General features: G+C 48.2%; 17 protein-coding genes. 9 read left to right on the top strand and 8 right to left on the bottom strand.

Features of this window, described 5'->3' with window-relative positions; all coding sequences use genetic code 11:
- Positions 1-52: 52 nt before the first annotated feature.
- Positions 53-1,405: a magnesium transporter gene (mgtE, locus tag KNQ18_RS00250; RefSeq protein WP_023469574.1), complete on the bottom strand. Its 1,353-nt coding sequence runs from the start codon at positions 1,403-1,405 to the stop codon at positions 53-55.
- 227 nt (positions 1,406-1,632) lie between these two features.
- On the opposite strand from mgtE, the gene KNQ18_RS00245 reads away from it, so the two are divergent.
- From KNQ18_RS00245 to KNQ18_RS00230, 4 genes are all read left to right on the top strand, one after another.
- Positions 1,633-2,370 (top strand): metal ABC transporter ATP-binding protein, encoded by a 738-nt coding sequence (locus KNQ18_RS00245; RefSeq protein ID WP_214771780.1) that lies wholly within the window; start codon positions 1,633-1,635, stop codon positions 2,368-2,370.
- Positions 2,367-3,212, top strand: coding sequence for a metal ABC transporter permease (locus KNQ18_RS00240; protein WP_214771783.1), 846 nt, complete (start codon positions 2,367-2,369; stop codon positions 3,210-3,212). The genes KNQ18_RS00245 and KNQ18_RS00240 overlap by 4 nt, the downstream gene beginning before the upstream one ends.
- A complete protein-coding gene (locus KNQ18_RS00235) occupies positions 3,209-4,126 on the top strand; it encodes a metal ABC transporter substrate-binding protein (protein ID WP_214771786.1) in 918 nt (305 codons plus the stop codon). The genes KNQ18_RS00240 and KNQ18_RS00235 overlap by 4 nt, the downstream gene beginning before the upstream one ends.
- Positions 4,127-4,202: 76 nt before the next feature.
- The gene (locus KNQ18_RS00230) at positions 4,203-4,715 is read left to right on the top strand and encodes a PCYCGC motif-containing (lipo)protein (protein ID WP_035395745.1); all 513 of its coding nucleotides are present in this window, start codon (positions 4,203-4,205) and stop codon (positions 4,713-4,715) included.
- Positions 4,716-4,786: 71 nt separating this feature from the next.
- Here KNQ18_RS00230 and KNQ18_RS00225 read toward each other — a convergent pair whose 3' ends face one another.
- On the bottom strand, positions 4,787-5,227 hold the full coding sequence (locus KNQ18_RS00225; protein WP_214771789.1) for a hypothetical protein: 441 nt from the start codon (positions 5,225-5,227) through the stop codon (positions 4,787-4,789).
- 188 nt (positions 5,228-5,415) lie between these two features.
- On the opposite strand from KNQ18_RS00225, the gene KNQ18_RS00220 reads away from it, so the two are divergent.
- A complete protein-coding gene (locus tag KNQ18_RS00220) occupies positions 5,416-6,429 on the top strand; it encodes a zinc-binding alcohol dehydrogenase family protein (RefSeq protein ID WP_285800511.1) in 1,014 nt (337 codons plus the stop codon).
- A gap of 215 nt (positions 6,430-6,644) precedes the next feature.
- A complete protein-coding gene (locus KNQ18_RS00215; protein ID WP_149427955.1) occupies positions 6,645-9,077 on the top strand; it encodes a HAMP domain-containing sensor histidine kinase in 2,433 nt (810 codons plus the stop codon).
- 61 nt (positions 9,078-9,138) lie between these two features.
- Here the strand turns inward: KNQ18_RS00215 and wrbA are convergent, their stop codons facing one another.
- Together wrbA and KNQ18_RS00205 are read right to left on the bottom strand one after the other, a co-directional pair.
- Positions 9,139-9,741: an NAD(P)H:quinone oxidoreductase gene (gene wrbA, locus KNQ18_RS00210; RefSeq protein WP_035410786.1), complete on the bottom strand. Its 603-nt coding sequence runs from the start codon at positions 9,739-9,741 to the stop codon at positions 9,139-9,141.
- A 209-nt stretch (positions 9,742-9,950) separates the two neighbouring features.
- On the bottom strand, positions 9,951-12,098 hold the full coding sequence (locus KNQ18_RS00205) for a hypothetical protein (protein ID WP_149427956.1): 2,148 nt from the start codon (positions 12,096-12,098) through the stop codon (positions 9,951-9,953).
- 155 nt (positions 12,099-12,253) lie between these two features.
- Here KNQ18_RS00205 and KNQ18_RS00200 point away from each other — a divergent pair, with 155 nt between their 5' ends.
- A complete protein-coding gene (locus tag KNQ18_RS00200; RefSeq protein WP_149427957.1) occupies positions 12,254-14,044 on the top strand; it encodes an LTA synthase family protein in 1,791 nt (596 codons plus the stop codon).
- 107 nt (positions 14,045-14,151) lie between these two features.
- Here the strand turns inward: KNQ18_RS00200 and KNQ18_RS00195 are convergent, their stop codons facing one another.
- The 4 genes from KNQ18_RS00195 to groES form a co-directional block, all read right to left on the bottom strand.
- Positions 14,152-15,090 carry a HEAT repeat domain-containing protein gene (locus KNQ18_RS00195; protein ID WP_149427958.1) on the bottom strand — a complete coding sequence of 313 codons (939 nt, stop codon included), beginning with the start codon at positions 15,088-15,090 and terminating at the stop codon, positions 14,152-14,154.
- Between the two features lie 36 nt (positions 15,091-15,126).
- Positions 15,127-15,747 (bottom strand): LysE/ArgO family amino acid transporter, encoded by a 621-nt coding sequence (locus tag KNQ18_RS00190; RefSeq protein ID WP_149427959.1) that lies wholly within the window; start codon positions 15,745-15,747, stop codon positions 15,127-15,129.
- A 221-nt stretch (positions 15,748-15,968) separates the two neighbouring features.
- Complete coding sequence (gene groL / locus KNQ18_RS00185; protein ID WP_023469586.1) at positions 15,969-17,609, bottom strand: chaperonin GroEL; 1,641 nt, start codon at positions 17,607-17,609, stop codon at positions 15,969-15,971.
- A 33-nt stretch (positions 17,610-17,642) separates the two neighbouring features.
- Complete coding sequence (gene groES, locus KNQ18_RS00180) at positions 17,643-17,927, bottom strand: co-chaperone GroES (protein WP_023469587.1); 285 nt, start codon at positions 17,925-17,927, stop codon at positions 17,643-17,645.
- 220 nt (positions 17,928-18,147) lie between these two features.
- Between groES and KNQ18_RS00175 the strand changes: the two genes are divergently transcribed.
- Together KNQ18_RS00175 and KNQ18_RS00170 are read left to right on the top strand one after the other, a co-directional pair.
- Complete coding sequence (locus KNQ18_RS00175; RefSeq protein WP_214771798.1) at positions 18,148-18,840, top strand: CPBP family intramembrane glutamic endopeptidase; 693 nt, start codon at positions 18,148-18,150, stop codon at positions 18,838-18,840.
- A 21-nt stretch (positions 18,841-18,861) separates the two neighbouring features.
- Positions 18,862-19,095 (top strand): DUF4305 domain-containing protein, encoded by a 234-nt coding sequence (locus KNQ18_RS00170; protein WP_023469589.1) that lies wholly within the window; start codon positions 18,862-18,864, stop codon positions 19,093-19,095.
- Positions 19,096-19,130 lie beyond the last annotated feature (35 nt).

Genomic DNA, 19,130 nt, shown 5'->3' with positions numbered 1-19,130 from the left:
AAAACCGAACCGATTCCCTTCCTCTTGACGAAGATGAATCGGTTCGGTTTTTTTACATCAAGCGGCTAATGAATGCCGTTGCAATCCCGAAGTAGACGAGGAGCGATAAGATATCGTTCAACGTCGTGATCAATGGTCCGGATGCGATTGCTGGGTCAATCTTTAGGCGATGTAGGATGAGCGGAATGATCGTTCCAGCAAGTGTCCCGAAGATCAACGTGATGACGAGCGAACTGCCGACGACAAGACCCAAGACGGCACTCCCTTGCCAGACGTAGGCAATGATGGCGATCAAGATACCACAAATGACACCAATGATTAAACCAACCCAGAGCTCCCGTAGGATCAACCGAGTCGCGACCCGCTTATCGACTTCACGCGTGATCAATCCGCGGACGACGACCGCGAGCGATTGGGTACCGGTATTTCCGGTCATACCAGCAATCATCGGCATGAAGAAGGCGAGCGCGACGACTTTTGAGAGCGTCTCTTCGAACTGACTGATGATTGATCCAGAGACGAGCCCGATGAACAGTAGCAAGACGAGCCACGGTAAACGACGGGTCGCAGCAATCCACGGCTTCGTCTCAAAATCAATTGATTTACCGGACGCCGAGAGTTTCTCGATGTCTTCGTTCGCTTCTTCCCGTAAGACGTCAAGCGCATCATCGACCGTGATCAGTCCGACAAGAATGTCGCCCTCGACGACGGGTAACGAGACGAGATCATAGCGTTCGAACAGTTGCGCGACTTCTTCCTGATCGGTCTCTGCCGCGACCCGGATCACCTTCGTCTCCATGACGTCACTGATCCGTTCCGTATTTTCAGCTAAGATGACATCCCGGTATGAGATGACCCCAACGAGTTCACTGAGTTGATTGACGACGTAGACATAGTTGATCGTCTCCGAGTATTCGATGTAGTCGCGCATCTTCTCGACCGTCTCACCGACCGTGAAATCCTCGCCGACCCAGATGAACCGGTTTGTCATCAAGCGCCCAGCCGTTTCCGGTGGATACGTCAAGAGATTGCGGACGATCAGTGCCTCGTCCGTCCGCATGCTACCAAGCAAACGGTCAGTCTCTTCCGGTCCCAGTTCCTCAAGTAAATCCGCGACATCATCGTTCTCCATTAAATCGAGGACGTGCCCGGCACGCTCGACGTCTAAACGACGTAAGACGGCGAGACGTTGCTCCCCTTCGAGCTCCTCGAGGACATCTGCCAATCGCTCGTGATCGAGATAGTCGAGGAGTCGTGCCTGATCGTCTTCGCCCAACTCTTCATACACTTGCGCGATATCATACGGATAGACCTCTTCGATGACTTGCTGTGCTTGCTCTCGTTTTTCTTTCGCGAGCGCATCGAGCAATAGCCACTTCCATTGTTGTTCTGCTGTCTGACGCAATCTCCTCACCCCCTGTATTCTGCCTTTTCATCTTAGCACGAGTTGATTCGCGATCGATATCGAAAAACAGTTGACATCTGTTTCCTATGGCTTTAAAGTTTGCCTTAAGGAAACATTATTTGTAGACCGAATCTTTTTCCAGTGATTGGAGTTAAAATTTTTATCCTATTTTTTGCCCTAAGGAAACTTTCCTTCTATATACCACAAAACCAAAGGAGTGATCATTCATGTACGCCCTTGACGTTGATCGTCTCACTGTCTCTTATTTTGATACCCATGCACTCGACGGAGTGTCCGTTCGTCTCCCGGTCGCTTCGTTGATTGGCATCATCGGACCGAACGGCGCTGGTAAATCCACATTCTTAAAAGCCGTCCTCGGTTTGATCCCGGCTCGCATCGAGCAGTTACGCGTGCTCGACCAATCACTCGAAGACGTCCGGTCACGCGTCGCATACGTCCCGCAACGAAGTGCAATTGATTGGGACTTTCCGGTTCGTGTGCAGGACGTCGTGTTGATGGGCTGTTATCCGAAGCTCGGCTTATTCAAACGACCATCGAAAGCACAAAAAGCGTTCGCCATGGAATGTCTCGAACGGGTCGGTATGTCTGATCACGCCGAACGCCAAATCGGTGAGCTGTCAGGTGGACAGCAACAACGGGTCTTTCTGGCGCGTGCCCTTGCCCAAGAAGCAGAGCTACTATTGCTGGACGAACCGTTCGTCGGCATCGATGTTGCGAGTGAGCAGATGATCATCGAACTTTTACGGACCCTCCGAGCCGAAGGACGGACGATCGTCGTCGTCCACCATGATTTGCATAAAGCAGAGGACTACTTCGACACATTGATGCTGTTGAACAAACAATTGATCGCTGTCGGTCCACCGTCTGATATCTTGACGCCGGAATGGCTCGAACCAGCGTATGGCTTACCCCTATTCGAACGACGCAAGGAGGGACAAGGATGACGTTCATCGAGGCATTACTTCAATATGAGTTCTTACAAAAAGCGATGATCACCGCCATCATGGTCGGCATCATCTGTGGTGTGATCGGCTGTTTCATCATCCTTCGCGGGATGTCGTTGATGGGGGATGCAATCTCGCACGCCGTTTTACCCGGTGTTGCGATTTCCTACCTACTCGGGATCAACTTCCTGATCGGTGCTGTCGCGACGGGTCTCGTGACAGCGCTCGGAATCGGTTTCGTTAGCCAGAACAGTCGCATCAAGAACGATACGGCAATCGGAATCATGTTCACATCCGCCTTCGCCCTTGGGATCATCCTGATTTCGTTCTTACGTAGCAGTAGCGATCTCTATCACATTCTGTTCGGCAACGTCCTCGCGGTCCGTCCGAGCGACATGTGGATGACCGTCATCATCGGATTGATTGTCCTCGGCGGGATTTTCTTGTTCTACAAAGAGTTGCTGATCAGCTCGTTTGACCCAACGATGGCGCAAGCCTATGGACTATCGACGCGCTGGATTCATTACGGACTGATGACGTTACTGACACTCGTCACGGTCGCTTCACTCCAGACCGTCGGCATCATTCTCGTCGTCGCGATGTTGATCACACCGGCAGCGACCGCGTATTTACTGACGAACCGCCTCTCACGGATGCTGTTCCTAGCGGGAGGCTTCGGTACGTTGTCCGCCATCGTCGGACTGTATTTCAGCTTCACCTATAATCTATCTTCCGGTGCATCGATCGTCCTCGTCGCGACGACGCTGTTCGCCCTCGTCTTCGTCTTCTCACCACGTCACGGTCTGATGCGTCACCGGAAACGAAAGGAGTCTACTGTATGAAATTAAAACTCATTCTGTTCGTCCTCCTCAGCATGGTCTTACTTGCTGCTTGTTCGACACCAGCAGAAGATAACGGGAAGCTGAAGGTCGTCGCGACATATTCGATTCTCGCTGACCTCGCACGTGAGGTCGGTGGTGAACATGTCGATGTCCACAGCATGGTCAAGATCGGGGCAAACCCGCACGAGTATGATCCACTTCCGGCAGACGTACAGGCGATGGCAGATGCTGACGTCGTCTTCTACAACGGGTTGAACCTGGAAGCCGGCGGTGCGTGGTTCGATAAACTCCGGGCAACGACTGGCAAAGACGCGTCTGACGCACCAGTCTATCGTTTAAGCAAAGGCGTCGAACCGAAATACCTGACGACGAAGGGCAAAGAATCGGAGACTGATCCACATGCGTGGCTCGACGTAAGCAATGGCATCCGCTACGTCGAAAACGTCAAGCAGGCATTAATCAAGGAAGATCCGAAGCACAAAGCCGACTACGAAAAAAATGCCGATGCCTATATCAAAAAATTGCAGACGCTTGATCAGGAAGCGAAAAAGCAGTTTGCCGCTATTCCGAAAGCAGAACGTCATCTCGTCACGAGCGAAGGAGCCTTCAAATACTTCGGAACTGCCTATGACGTCAAAGCGGATTATATTTGGGAGATCAACTCAGATAATCAAGGAACTCCGGCTCAAGTCCGCCGGATCGTCGATACGATCAAGGAGCAAGATATCCCTGTCCTGTTCGTCGAAACGAGCGTCGATCGGCGGAGCATGGAAACCGTCTCAAGGGAGACTAGTGTTCCGATCGGTGGTACTCTCTTCACCGACTCACTCGGTGCACCGGGTAAAGATGGCGACACTTACTACAGCATGATGCAAGCAAACATCGAGACGATCACGGAAGCACTCGCCAAGTAAGCGTCAACAAATCGTCACGCCTTCTCGATACGTCTTTCCTTATAATGAAGGCAAGACGATGAAAGAGAGGCACATTATGCAAACACGACTATATCGTTACGCCTTTCCCCTCAGTATCAGCCTGTTGCTCGCTGCATGCGGAACAGCTGATCAAACGGGTGCTCCAAAAACAGAACAGACGAATCACGGAGATCATGCTGATCATGCCAGCCACGGTGCTGGTGATCAACTCGAGAAGACCGCGGGACCAGACACGTTACCCGCTTTTCTGAACGAACAGGATGAGTCGATCCAGACGATTTACCGCTCCGTCGCTAAACATCCTGATCTCTTGAAGAAGATGCCTTGTTATTGCGGTTGCGGTGAGTCTGCTGGTCATACAAGCAACTATGACTGCTTCATCGAAGAGCAGACTGCTAGTTCCACGACCTGGACGACGCACGGCATCACGTGCGGCACGTGTCTCGATATCGCAGCACAGTCGATCGTTGCTTATCAAAAAGGTAGCTCCGTCAAGGAAATCCGGACTGCCATCGATCAAGCTTATAAAAAGACCGGTGTCACACCGACGCCAACGCCAGCACTTTAATAAACAGTCCGCCCTCCTCGCGATGAACGTAAGGAAAGGCGGACTGCTTTTTCATGTTCCGTTTTTCTGTCTCATGTGGAGCGCTCTTGACTTCTAGCTCGCAAGACAAGCGGTCGACCCAACAACAGCTCATCCAGTTGATAGTACGTATGCGCCCGAATCGGTCGATCCGTTCGTGGCAGATGACGGAGCTCGTATGCCACTTCGAGTAAGTAAAATTTGTATTCCTCCCCTTCATCAAAACCGAAGCTCGCACGACGTTCTTCGATATACGCAAGGACACGCTCCTGTTGCGAGAACGAGAGCCGCTGGACTTGTGGGGCGAGTGCCTCGTGCGGAGAGAGCACGATTTCCCGCTCCGTGCGATACAGTCGATGCATGACGCCACCACTTTGACGTAAGGCAATCAAACGCGCGGGTCGATACGAACGGGGGTGCGGGTGGGCATGGACGAGGTAACGTTCAATCGTGACTTGAGTCGGTCCTGCCGGTAGAGAGATGACGTCATACATACAAAATCGCTCCTTCTCGAAATTGATAGCTACTCTCATATGCTACCATATCTATCCAGCATTCTTTCGTTGACGACAGAAGGGGAATCCGTTTTCAAAGTTTCGCAACTGGTTTTAAGACTGAATAGGCGTGGAACAGATGGAGAGAAACGATTCCTATCTGGAAAGGATGATTGTCGATGTCGAATATGTCCGCCGTCGGTTTCCACCGACACTTACCACTGACGGAACACGAAAGTCTGATTGACCTGGAACTACCACGCCCGGAAGCAACGGGACACGATCTCTTAGTTGAGATTAAAGCCGTCTCCGTCAACCCGGTCGATACGAAAGTCCGTGCTCACGGGAAAGATGAAGACGCGCCGAAGGTCATCGGTTACGATGCAGCCGGAGTCGTCGTTGAAGTCGGCGATGATGCCTCCCTCTTCCAAGTCGGTGATGAAGTCTATTACGCCGGTGCGATTCAGCGCCCAGGGTCAAACAGTGACTTCCAACTCGTCGATGAACGGATCGTCGCCAAAAAGCCGGAACGGTTGACCTTTAGCGAAGCCGCTGCTCTCCCGTTGACGACGCTGACAGCTTACGAAGCATTGACCGATCGTCTCGGATTGACGTTTGACGCTAAGTCGAATCTCGAGAAGACGATCCTCATCATCGGAGCTGCTGGTGGTGTCGGTTCAATTGCAACACAACTCGCGAATCACGCTGGACTGACCGTCATCGGAACGGCGTCACGCGACGAGACGATTGAGTGGGCGAAGGAACACGGTGCACATCATACGATCAATCACCACGAGGCATTCCGTCCTCAGCTGGAAGCCCTCGGCTACAAATACGTCGACTATATCTTCTGTCTCAATGCGACGGACCAACATTTTGAGACGATGGTCGATGTAATTGCACCACAAGGGAAAATCTGTAGCATCGTCGAGACGTATCAAAAACTCGATTTAAGTGCGCTCCAACAAAAGAGTGCGACGTTCGTCTGGGAGTTCATGTTCACGCGTCCGCTGTTCGAGACAGAGGACATGATCCGCCAACATGAGATTCTGACGCAAGTCGCAGCATGGATCGAAGAACATACACTTGAGACGACGGTGACACAGACGTTAATCGGCATGAACGCTGACAATCTGAAAGAAGCACACCGTCTCGTCGAGAGCGGAAAAACGATTGGGAAGATTGTCGTCGAACATCATTAATGGGCATCGGAGCAGGTTGGGAGTAAAATCCCGTCCTGCTTTTTTGTCGTTCTAAGTTTTCTTTGTGAACCTGTATCTCTTACTTTGAAGATATTTTAAGCATTATGACTATATTTATTCGTCTAAAAAATGTACGATTACGGTAACAAATATTCCAACGTAATACATCTAATCGACGCTTGACTCACATAGACAAAGGAGCATCCATAATCCATATGCGAAAATGGTTCAATCAAAAGATCAGCCGACAGATCATGTCGTCGTTTTATCTCATTCTTATTACACTATCGATCTCTTCCCTGGCTGCTTATTTTTATACGAACCACCAAGTCACGGATGCGAAACAAGAGCTCGATGCGATCAGCTTGCGCGAAGATCGAGCGACAAAACTCTGGGACGATTGGCAGTCCCTTCAATACGAGATGCGCGGCTATATCGTCTTCGGTGACGATGCCGTGCTCGACGTGATTGATGAAAAGAAGGCATCACTCGAACAACAGACGGCTTGGTTTGAAAAGAATCGCTTATATAAAGCGGATCAAATCTATGCGTCTGATATCCGGTCGCTCTATAATTCTTATACCAATTTCGTCATGCCCAGCTTGATTAAATACGTCCAAGCAAAGCAATCGGGCACGATTGACGAGCGTTTCCTGCAGATGCCGAGTCTAAAAGCGATGATGCCACAAGTACCACGGGACCCGAATCGGAAATTCAAGATGAATGCCTCGAACAGTGAGACGATGCGTAAAAGTGTCAACACGATGGAGAGTACGTTCACGAACTATCGGAGTAGTCTTCGTGCGAAAGAACTCGGTGCAAAAGAACAACTTGTCACTCAGACGAAGTATGCCGAGTGGATCTGGCTCGTCAATCTGCTCGTCCTATTCCTCGTCATCTTGCTCATCGTCCGCCCGTTCATCGAACGGACGACGCGACAAATCCATCTTCTTAGCAAGGAGAGTAAACTTCTTGCAAGCGGTGAGCATACGTTACCACTCATTCCACTCAACCGTGCTGACGAGATTGGTGAATTGAGTAAATCGTTCCATCAGATGGCGACAGCTTTGATTGAAAACAAACATCAATTGATGTCAACGAACGTCAATCTCGAAGATGCCTTAAAACTGACGCAACGGAACGAGTCCCACTTGCGCCTGCGAAACCAATTGACGGAGACACTGGCATCGCGCGATAGCATCAGTGCTTATCCTTCTGTCATCCAAAAGATGGTTGAGATCACGCAGTCTGATCAAGGCGCACTGATCTTTAAAGAAGGAACAAAAGTCATCGATATCGTCTTTTATCCACAGACACCGCTCACAGTCGAGGATTGGATGCCAACGATTGAGCCGTTATTGCGTGAGTCGCGACAAGATCGACGACCGCATACACAGTTCGAGGACGAAGTCGCACGCGCTGTCACACCGGTTCTTGATCCGAGTCAAAATGAGATCATCGCCTATATCTTCTTGTCCCGCGATCAGGATCGGTTTGATCGTTACGAACAGGAAGAACTAGCCGCCTTCGCGCGCCAGCTGGCATTGTCACTCTTGCGGATGCGGACGTTCGACGAGATTGAACGTGAGCGGGAAAAAACGGCGCGACTATTGAACTCTATTCGTGAATCGATCGTCTATATCGAACCCGAAGGCGATATTCAATTGATCAACCGACCGTTGCTCGATCTGTTTGACCATCCGGTTGATGACAGTCTCGATGAGAACGGACTGATGAACATCACTCCGTCTGTCGTTCAACTCAAGCATCGCGTCGACCAACTACCGGAATTCGAACGTTACTTGAAAAAGACGTTCGTTCAGCGTGAAATCGGTGAAGGAATCACCTTCTCGATTGATCACGAGCGACGCTTCATCAAGACGTACTCCGAGAGCATTCATTATGGTGGACAGTTCCGCGGGATTCTACTCGTCTTACGTGACGTGACGAATGAAGTCGAGATTGACCGGATCAAAAACGAACTCGTCTCGACAATCTCGCACGAACTGCGGACACCACTCTCGTCGATCTATGGCTTCACTGAGCTGATGATTCAGCGCGACCTGCCACCGAAGCGACAGAAGAAGTATCTCGAAGCGGTCCATTCGGAAACAGAACGCCTCTCGCTGTTGATCAATGACTTCCTTGACCTGCAACGGATGGAAGCAAACCGTCAGGAATACGAAATGGCACCGTTTGATATCGTCGCGATGATTCGTGATTTGAAACAGTTGCATAGCCTGTCGTCGTCTTCCCACGCGATTGAAATATTCCGAAACGTCGAACCGCTGATCGTCGAGGGGGATGCGAAGAAGATTCGCCAATTGTTCAGTAACCTGATCAACAATGCGATCAAATACTCACCAGCGGGTGGAACGATCGATATCCAACTAACGCGACACGCGTCACGTGTCACCGTCGCGATTCAAGATGAGGGTATCGGGATTCCTGCTTCTGCGATGAGTAACTTGTTCCAAAAATTCTATCGTGTCGACAATTCGGACACCCGTCAAATCGGCGGTACTGGTCTTGGGCTCTCAATCTGTCGCGAAATTGCGCGTGGGCATGATGGAGAAATCCATGTCGAGTCGATCGAAGGACAAGGTTCGACGTTCACAGTCGAACTTCCGTTGACACAAAACACATGATGCATATGAAAAAGCGCCAGAATGCGAATCAGCATTCCGGCGCTTTTTGAATTAGGTAATGTTATGAGTTGAGACGGCTTGCCACTTCAACCGTCCGTTTCGCTTGATGGCGCACGGCTGGTTCGACGGATTCGACCATGTTGCCGTCTTGGTCGACAGTGACCGATGTACCATATGGATTTCCACCCGCTGCGAACAAGACCGGATCCGAATAACCCGGTGCCGCAACGATCGCACCCCAGTGGAACATCGTCGTATAGACCGCGAGAACAGTCGCTTCCTGACCGCCATGCGGATTCTGTGCCGACGACATCGCACTGACGACTTTATTGACGAGTTTGCCTTGTGCCCACAGTCCGCCTGTCGTGTCGAGGAACTGTTGGAATTGTCCTGGGACATGACCGTAACGTGTCGGGACGCTAAAGATAATCGCATCTGCCCAGTCGAGTAGATCCGGTGTCGCTTCTTCGATATCACGTGTGGCTTCCGCATGCTTTTGCCACAATGGGTTCGAAGCAATCGCTTCTGCTGGGGCTGTCTCCTTGATTTTCGCAAGGCGGACTTCCGCCCCCGCTGCTTCTCCCGCTTCTTTTGCCCATGAGGCAAGTTGATGGTTCGTTCCGGTTGCGCTGTAATAGATGACCGCTAGTTTCACGTTTGACATGACTTCGCTCCTTTTTTAAAAGACAGTGACGGACGATGGACGTACACGCTTTCTATTCCCGCTTTCTGCGCAAATTAACGTCAATTGTTTGAATTCAAGAGGAAATATAGACCAATTCTTCAACCAAACGTTTGAGCCAAAGACCATTTTAAAACAAAACAGGAATTCTATAAGACATCGTCTGCCTCGAAGGATTCCTGTCCGCTCACTTATTTAACCGTTAAACTAAAGGTCTTACTCTTACGCAGCTTGATCGACTCCGCGTGTACCGTGACCCGAGTGCCTCGTTTTTGTTTCGGGAACGTCATCGTTTGTGTCTTACCGGTTGCGAGTTTCGTGTACCGCTTCTTATTGATTGTGACGACGATTGTCTTTCCTTTCGTCGCTTTGACTTTCCATGATGTACTCGTCGGACTGAGTGACGTCGTATACGACTTGAGTGTTGGATTGGCTGCTGCCACGACTTTCTGCCCGGAGACTTGAAGTTGTGTTCCTTTACGGGCAACGAACGTCACGACTTGTCCAACCTTCAATGGTTTTGTCTTAATCGCAAAACTCTGCGTTTTCTTACGATCGATATATGCCGTATATTTCCCATCAATATACAGCTTTCCGTAATCGGCATCTCCATCAAGAATCCCTTCGATCGTCGTGTGTTCATCCGTTAGGGGTGCGGATAGATTACTGTAAATCATCACGCTATCTTTCAAAGAGAGTGATTTCGTAGGATACTCACCACTTCGTGTAATACGATATGACGCAAAGTCATTCGTATACGGAATCGTAATCTCTGTCTTTTTCGTTGCTGGAACAGATTGAATTTGTCGTTTTCCTGCATAGATTTTATAGATACCGCCTTCTTTGGCACTTTCTAAGCGGTATGTAATGAATTTAAAATTATCGTTTTTCGACTGGGTAATGCGTGGCACTTCATAACCTGCGACGGTCCGGTTCACGGATGCTTCTTGATTGAAGTCTCGTGTATTTCCGAACGTCCAACGCGTCACCTGACCGACAAGATTTTTCGTCGACACGTTGATTTGGACACGTCCTGTCTCATCGGAGGCAGCTCTTCCGATGAGGACGCCATCTTTTCCATAGACCGTCACCGGAACATCGCTTTGATTGATGTTAAAGCTATAGGATGTTGTACCTTCCTTAATGGTTGGAATCGCTGAACCCTGAGCTGTTAAATAACGCTGGTATTGATAACGTGTCAGGTCCTCCAAGACCTTACCGGTTTCAGTCGTGTATATCGTCCGATACTCACTATACGGTAAACGTTTCGGAATCGTCGTGATCGTGAACAGCTCGTTTTTCAGTTCGACATTCCCAGTGAACGATAATTTACTGGGCTCAACGATACCTGTCGTTCCATCTATACGCGTCAGCTCAACGCTAGGAGCTAGAACCGTTCCTTCGAGCAACGTCGTATCATCCTTCGTCAAGTCATTGATTGCGATCGGTTGGCGCAAATAAGACGCAAACGATAACATCGTCGCTTGATCCTTGCTCCGGTAGATGGCTTTTCCATCCGCTAACAGTTCATTCGCTAATTGCTCTGAGTGGTCAACGAGTGTCGTCAGTTGCCCACTCGCCGTATCTAAGTAGAATAACGATGACTCGTTTGACGAACTAGCATCGACCAGTTGAACGTACAATCCGTCTTTCGTTTCGTATGCTCCCTCAACGTAATATCCTCGTGAGACTTTCGGTAAGGTGATTTGTTGATTGGTGACGACGTGACGCAACGTATCTTGCTCACCATCTAAGATCCAGTCATTCGTTAAAGGCGAGAACCGCTTCACGTCAACGGAACGGACTTTTGAGAATGTACCGTCCGGATTCACATCATACCAATCAGCACTATCTTCTCGTTGGATCGAGAAGCGATTCGCACTAATCCACTGCACCCGGTTTTGAGAAGTCACTTCTAACGTATCACGCGTAACGAATTGATCCCCTTCGCGAATAAAGACTGATAACTTATCAAATGAGGTATACCCTATCACCATATCGTGATTCAAGACACGCAGGTACTCCTTGCCTTCTGGAAGCGTCAGCAGTTCCGAAGTTCCCGTCTTCGCATCAATCAAATAATAAGGATGCTCGGTTTCGTCTCCATAATAATCTTCATACAAGAATAACGTTTTATCGGCTGACGTCGCCCGCATCACCATATACGGTGAGACGTCTTTCGGATAAGGTGTCGTCTCTTTTGTCTCTAAATCGTAAAATCCAACGATTGCTTGATCTTTCGTTTTAACATCATACGGTGCAGCATCTGCACTTACAGTGAGCGTCATCCATGTACCGTAAATCAGCGCGGCACTTCCCATCCAATGTTTCCAGTTCATCTATGTAGAACATCCTTTCAAAAATAAGTGATTACTTCTATTTTATTCCATATTCAGTAATTCTTCTAATGTTTTTTGCAGAAAACACTCAAGCGTTCGACACGTTTCGATTCAGGGTAAAGACTGTGTGACGACACACGTAAGGAGTACTGACCATGGCGATTCGCTACACTCTTTATCTATTACTCGGCATGCTGAAGTTCATGCTGTTTAGTTACTTTACAAAGACCGACCTTTCGCTCTATTTAACACTGATGAACCTGGCCGGTATGCTGATCCTGTCGAGCTGGACGTTACTGATTCCGTGGAATAAACGCCGCTGGGTCTGGCTCGGTCTATTGCTGGCACACAGTTTTCTACTTGCTTCCGACATGTGGTACTATCGTTACTTCGAGGACTTCCTCTCCATCTCGCTCCTCTCACAGATGACGCAGATGAGTGACGTCAGTAGCGGCTTCACCGCCTTGATCGTACCGCAAGACTTCCTCTTGTTCGCCGATAGTTTGATTTTCGTACTGCTGCTCTTCGTTTTCCGCAAACGACCGGAAGTGACGACGGCGCAAACACGACGCCGGACAGCCGGACTACTCGCAATCAGTGGCATCGTCTTGTCTGCCTCACTGCTGACGTACCGGACGCTAACGGAAGATCGTCAACCGACGGCAACGATCTCCGATATGCGTGACTACTACCTGTTCGGCTTTTGGGGCTATCACGGGTGGGATGTGTTCAAAGGCGTGACCGGACGACCGAGCGACGGACTAACGGCACAGGAACAACAGCGCATCAATCAAAAGGAACAGACGAATCCGACCGGTCCGAAGCAGACGCCGAATATCATTTTGGTACAGCTCGAATCGTTCCAGGCTTCAGTCATCGACCAAACCATTAATGGTGAGGAAGTGACACCGAACCTGAATCAATTGAAGAAGGAATCGCTCTACTTCTCGTCGCTCTACCACCAGACGCATGAAGGACGAACTTCGGACGCCGAGTTCATCACGAACACGTCACTTTATCCATTAAAATCAGGCTCTGTTTATACACAATACCCGACGAATGAATTCGAGCCGCTCCCTGCATTACTTGAGAAGAACGGATACGATACGGCAGCGATGCATGCTTACGAAAAAGGCTTCTGGAACCGTGACGATGTCTACCAGAACATCGGTTTTAAGCACTTCTTCAGCCAAAAGGATTATTCAAAAGAGAAGAAAATCGGCATGGCACTGAACGATCAACAGTTCTTCCTCGAATCGATTGATCACATGGAGACACTGCAAGAACCGTTCTTCTCGTTTTTAGTCGCGCTGACGAGTCATACGCCGTATGAGATCGACAAGGAAGATCAGACGCTTGATCTGTCTGGATATAAGGATCCGATGTTGAAACGGTATTACGAGACCGTGCATTACGTCGATACCGGTGTCGGAAAGATGATCGACGAGTTGAAACAACGGGATCTTTGGGATCAGTCCCTCGTCATCTTTTATGGCGATCACGATAGTGGACTCGTCAATGAAGGAAGCGAGATGCGTAAAAAGGCGGATGTCTCGTCTCCGGTTGCTGCGTTCGAGCTCGAGCGCCGCATCCCGCTCTTCATCAAAAAACCCGACCAGCAAACCGGTCGGGTCATGAAAGAGAATGGCGGACAGATTGATATCGCACCAACGATCATTGATCTATTGAATCTCAAAACGTCCTATATGATGGGACAATCCCTCGTCGACGACAAACCAAATCTGACGGGCTTCCGCGATGGTTCGTTCCGCTACAAGGACTATTATTATGAAGCGGATTTGACGAAAGTATCAGGCGAAGGCACCTGTTATGACGTATCGACCGAGAAAAAAGTTGAGATGAAGTTCTGTCGCGATCAGGTGAAGGATGTGAGTGAGCAGTTAAAGCTGTCGGATAAGATTATTGAGGAGAATGAACTGGAGTAATCAAAAAGCAGCTAATTTTATTGAAATAAACAAGCCTGACTTCTCACTAGACGTGAAGAAGGTCAGGCTTGTTTATTGATTGTTATCTCCACCTATCCTCGAGCCCATCAATAGCAAGTAAAATGGTCTTCGATCCATTGCCATTCTTCGTCAAACAAGACTTTTCTTTTTGTTTGAATGATCCAATGAAATAGTTTAGGAATCGCTTGATAGGAATGCTGGTATCGATGTAAAAATCGAAAAGCGATTAGGACTTCATCTGTTTGTATTTGTCGCGTTCGCTTCACTAATGTTTGTAAACGTTTAATCACCGGCTCAATCGCTACTTCATCACCATGTCGCTCAATTTCGACTAACGCACACTCTCTCACATTGCTAGATCGATCTTTTAATCCGTGCAAAAATATTGAAAGATCTAATCCATTTCCAAGTTCACTCAGTGCAGCTAAAGCCGAATGCCTCACGTCTCCTCGAGAATGATCCAACAAAGGAGTCAAATAAGGAACGGCTCGCTCTGTTCCAATCTTGGCTAAAACAAAATTAGCACTCATGATATCAAAAGAGTTATTTGATGTCGTAATCAAACGAATTAATGCATCTTCTGCTGCCTCATCTCGACAGGCTCGCAATGTTTGAATCGCAGCTTCTCGAACAGACGACCGAGAATCGTCTATGTATTTTACAATTCGTTCTGTATCAGGAATGCATTGTTGTTTTGCTAGTTCTTCCAGAATACTTTCAAGAAGACTCGGCTTTGTCTCTTGCTCCAGTTTTTCAAGCAATAACATTCCTGCACGAACATCTCCTGAATTCACACCAATCGTTCCAATCATAAAATAAAGATGTTGTTTTTGTTCTGCTTGTTTCACTTTATCGAGTAAAGTGTTTAATATCAGAAGCATATTCACGTCCCTAAATTGACGGACTTTTACATAAGCTAAGTCGGATGGTGATCCTTCGTTCGTATAGCACTTCATTTCTTCATGATAGAGGTATTCTTCATCAGACATCTGTTCAACTAAATATAAAATCTCATCGTCCTTCATATTTGGTAGTTGCTCCTTAACCCTTTAAATATCTATTTAACTTTGTTCTAAAGCAAACTGAATCAATTGATACGATAGCCAGAACATTAAGCATCCGATTCCAAAATCTAATACTTTCCACGCTTTTGGTTGTTTAAATACAGGAATGAGCCATCTCGATCCATATCCTAATCCAAAAAACCAGACAAATGAGGCAATCAAAGCTCCGATTAAAAAATTGATTTTTTGATCAAATGTCAAAGTTCCAGCAATACCACCGATGACGACGACCGTATCTAGGTATACATGTGGATTTAAAAGTGTAATTGCTAATGTAAGTAAGATCGTTTTGTGAATGGGCATGATTTTAGAATCTGTTGAAACATCCATTGTATGTGATGAAGAAAATGCACTACGAAAAGATTTAAATCCATACAAGAGAAGGAATAGTCCTCCAACAATCGCAAGACCAACATTTGCAAACGTATTATTCTTGATGACGGTACCAACTCCCATTACGCCCGTACACATCAACAACACATCGCACAAGAAACATACTAGCGCCACCCAGAAAATATTGTTTTTCATTAAACCTTGTTTAAGGACGAACGCATTTTGAGCGCCGATTGCGACGATGAGTGTACCCGAGGTTACTATGCCTTTTAAAATTTCATTCATTTAATTAATGACCCCTATCTCTCTTTGATCTCTGAACGTAAGTCGACGATTAAATATTAAATCTCCTTTCATTCCAAGTTAATTCTATATATGTATACCGTTTAAACATTAAGTATAATATTACAAATAAAAGAATAATTATGCAACTTATTCCGAAATTTGAAGTATAAAAAAGTACCGAACCCTATTTACTAGGATTCAGTACTTTTAGATGAAATGTCTTACATCATTCCGCCCATTCCACCCATGCCGCCCATATCAGGCATTGCAGGAGCAGATCCGGCTGGTTCTGGTTTATCGGCGATGACGGCTTCTGTTGTTAAGAACATCGCTGAAACCGACGCTGCGTTTTGAAGTGCTGAACGCGTTACTTTCGCTGGATCGACGATTCCTGTCTCGATCATGTCGACATACTCATCTGTTGCCGCATTGTAGCCCATTCCTGGCGCTTCATGCTTGAGACGTTCGACGATGACTGAACCTTCTTGACCCGCGTTTTCCGCGATTTGACGAAGTGGTGCTTCGAGTGCGCGAAGAACGATGTTGACACCTGTTGCTTCGTCGCCTGTTGAGACCGACAAAATCGATTCGACGGCTTTCGTGACGTGAATGAGGGCTGTTCCCCCTCCTGCTACGATTCCTTCTTCGACCGCTGCGCGTGTCGCGTTGAGTGCATCTTCAATCCGGAGCTTGCGTTCTTTCAGTTCTGTCTCAGTTGCTGCCCCGACTTTGACGACTGCTACGCCACCTGCGAGTTTCGCCAGACGCTCTTGTAATTTTTCACGATCGAAGTCGCTTGTCGTTTCTTCGATTTGCGCACGGATCGTACCGACACGTGCTTCGATCGAATCCCCGTGTCCGTGGCCTTCGACGATTGTCGTGTTGTCTTTTGAGACGACGACTTTCGACGCGCGACCGAGTTGCGTGATTTGTGTTTCCTTCAGATCAAGACCGAGGTCTTCTGTGATCAATTCTGCACCTGTAACGATCGAGATATCCTCAAGCATCGCTTTCCGGCGGTCACCGAAGCCTGGTGCTTTGACCGCTACCGCGTTGAATGTACCACGGAGTTTGTTGACGACGAGTGTCGCAAGTGCTTCGCCTTCGACGTCTTCTGCGATGATGAGAAGTGGTTTGTTTTGTTGGACGACTTGCTCGAGGACTGGAAGAATCTCTTGGATGTTCGAGATCTTTTTGTCCGTGACGAGGATATACGGGTTCTCAAGAACCGCTTCCATCTTGTCTGAATCCGTGATCATGTATGGTGACGCGTAACCACGGTCGAACTGCATCCCTTCGACGACGTCGAGTTCTGTCGTGAAGCCACGTGATTCTTCGATCGTGATGACACCATCTTGACCAACACGTTCCATCGCTTCCGCGATCAATTGACCGACTTCTTCGTCTGCTGCTGAGATCGCTGCGACTTGGGCGATTGCTTCTTTACCTTCGATTGGTTTAGCGATCGTGTGCAATTCTTCGACGGCACGACGGACCGCTTTTTCGATTCCTTTACGGATGACCATCGGGTTTGCGCCCGCTGTGACGTTTTTGAGACCTTCGCGAATCATCGCTTGTGCGAGGACTGTCGCTGTTGTCGTACCATCCCCTGCGATCTCATTCGTTTTTGAGGCAACTTCTGCGACGAGTTTTGCACCCATGTTCTCGAAGTGATCTTCGAGTTCGATTTCTTTTGCGATCGTTACACCATCATTCGTGATGAGTGGTGAACCGAACTTCCGCTCGAGAACGACGTTGCGTCCTTTTGGTCCGATCGTGACTTTGACTGCATCCGCTAATGCATCGACCCCGCGGAGCATTGCTCGACGTGCTTCTTCACTGAATAAAATGTCTTTTGCCATGACTGAAATCCCCCTTATAAATGATTGAACAGATTACTCGGCTACTGCCAAAATATCGCTTTCGCGTAAAATTAAGTATTCATTGCCGTCGACTTTGACTTCCGAACCGGCATATTGTGCATAGATGACGTGATCTCCGACACTCACTTCAAGTGGTACACGTACGCCTTGCTCTGTCACACGGCCTGTACCGACAGCGACGACTTTACCCTCTTGTGGTTTTTCTTTCGCTGACCCAGGAAGAACGATTCCTCCGAGTGTTGTTTCTTCTTTTTTAACGACTTCGATCACGATGCGATCACCAAGTGGTTTTAACATGCGAAACATCCTCCTTGAAAATGACTGTTTTTTAGCACTCACTTTAGTTGAGTGCTAACATATTTTTATCTTATACGCTTTCTCTTCTGAATTCAAGCCTGAACCTTTATCCGTTTTCCCGAAATCGACACCTTTGAATCATCGTCAATCGTGCGCCAAGACCGTTTGTTTGTTACAATCGGGACAGTACCTTCATTACAAAGGAGTTGTGTCCTGTACGATGAAAAATCCAATCAGTCTGCCTTTTCTGATGGCGGAGAAGTGGCAAAAGCGTCACGTCATCCCAATCATCATCTATCTGATCGTCCAATTGGTTCCGGGTTCGTTCCAATATTTCTTTCCGAAAAACGTCATTGCTGACGTCGCCGGTTGGTGGCTTGCGATCGGCTTCACGGTCGCCGTCATCGTCTCCTACTACTGCTTGCGCCCCGATTGGCAGAAGTGGAAGGCAGAGGGACGTCAAACCGATCCGATGGATACGTTGAAATGGATCGGAATCGGGATCGTGCTCCTGTATGCGCTCTTGATCAGCGTCAACTTGATCGATGCCTGGATGGCAGGCGGGATCGAGAATGTCGCGAAATCGCAAAATACGGATCAGATCATCCAAGCGATCCAAGTCATCCCACTCCTGCAAGTCATGGTCGTCCTGCTTGGACCGATCATGGAAGAGTTCTTGTTCCGGCATATCATGTTCGGGAATCTCTCCTCGAAGCTCGGTTTCTTCTTCAGCTTCATCTTGACGGGTGCCTTGTTCGGACTGATTCACCAGGACAACAAATTTTTAATCTATGTCGCGATGAGTTTCGTCTTCTCGCTCGTCTTCGTCAAGACGCGCCGGATCATTGCTCCGATCGCCATCCATGTCTTTAACAACGGAATCGTCGTACTCGCCATCTACGCGATGTCTTAATTTACGAAAGGTCGTGTTTTCATGCGTCAAAGCTCGAACTTCATGGCAGTGTTCTATGCCATCTTCGGTATTCTCTTCATGTTCCTTGCTTACAACAACTCGGTCGAAGCAGGAACGGTCTTCAACTTCTGGACGATCCTGTTGACGTTGTTCGCCGCGATCGACTTCTACCGTCTCTACTTGATCTTCCGCTTCCGCGCAGCAGCAAAGAAGATGATCAAGAAGGAACAGGACAAAAAGAACGATAAGCAATAAAAAAAACGAGATTTCCGTCATACGGGAATCTCGTT

This window comes from Exiguobacterium sp. s78 (assembly GCF_018618985.1).
GTDB lineage: Bacteria > Bacillota > Bacilli > Exiguobacteriales > Exiguobacteriaceae > Exiguobacterium_A > Exiguobacterium_A abrahamii.
This window is presented reverse-complemented; position numbering and strand designations above follow the sequence as displayed.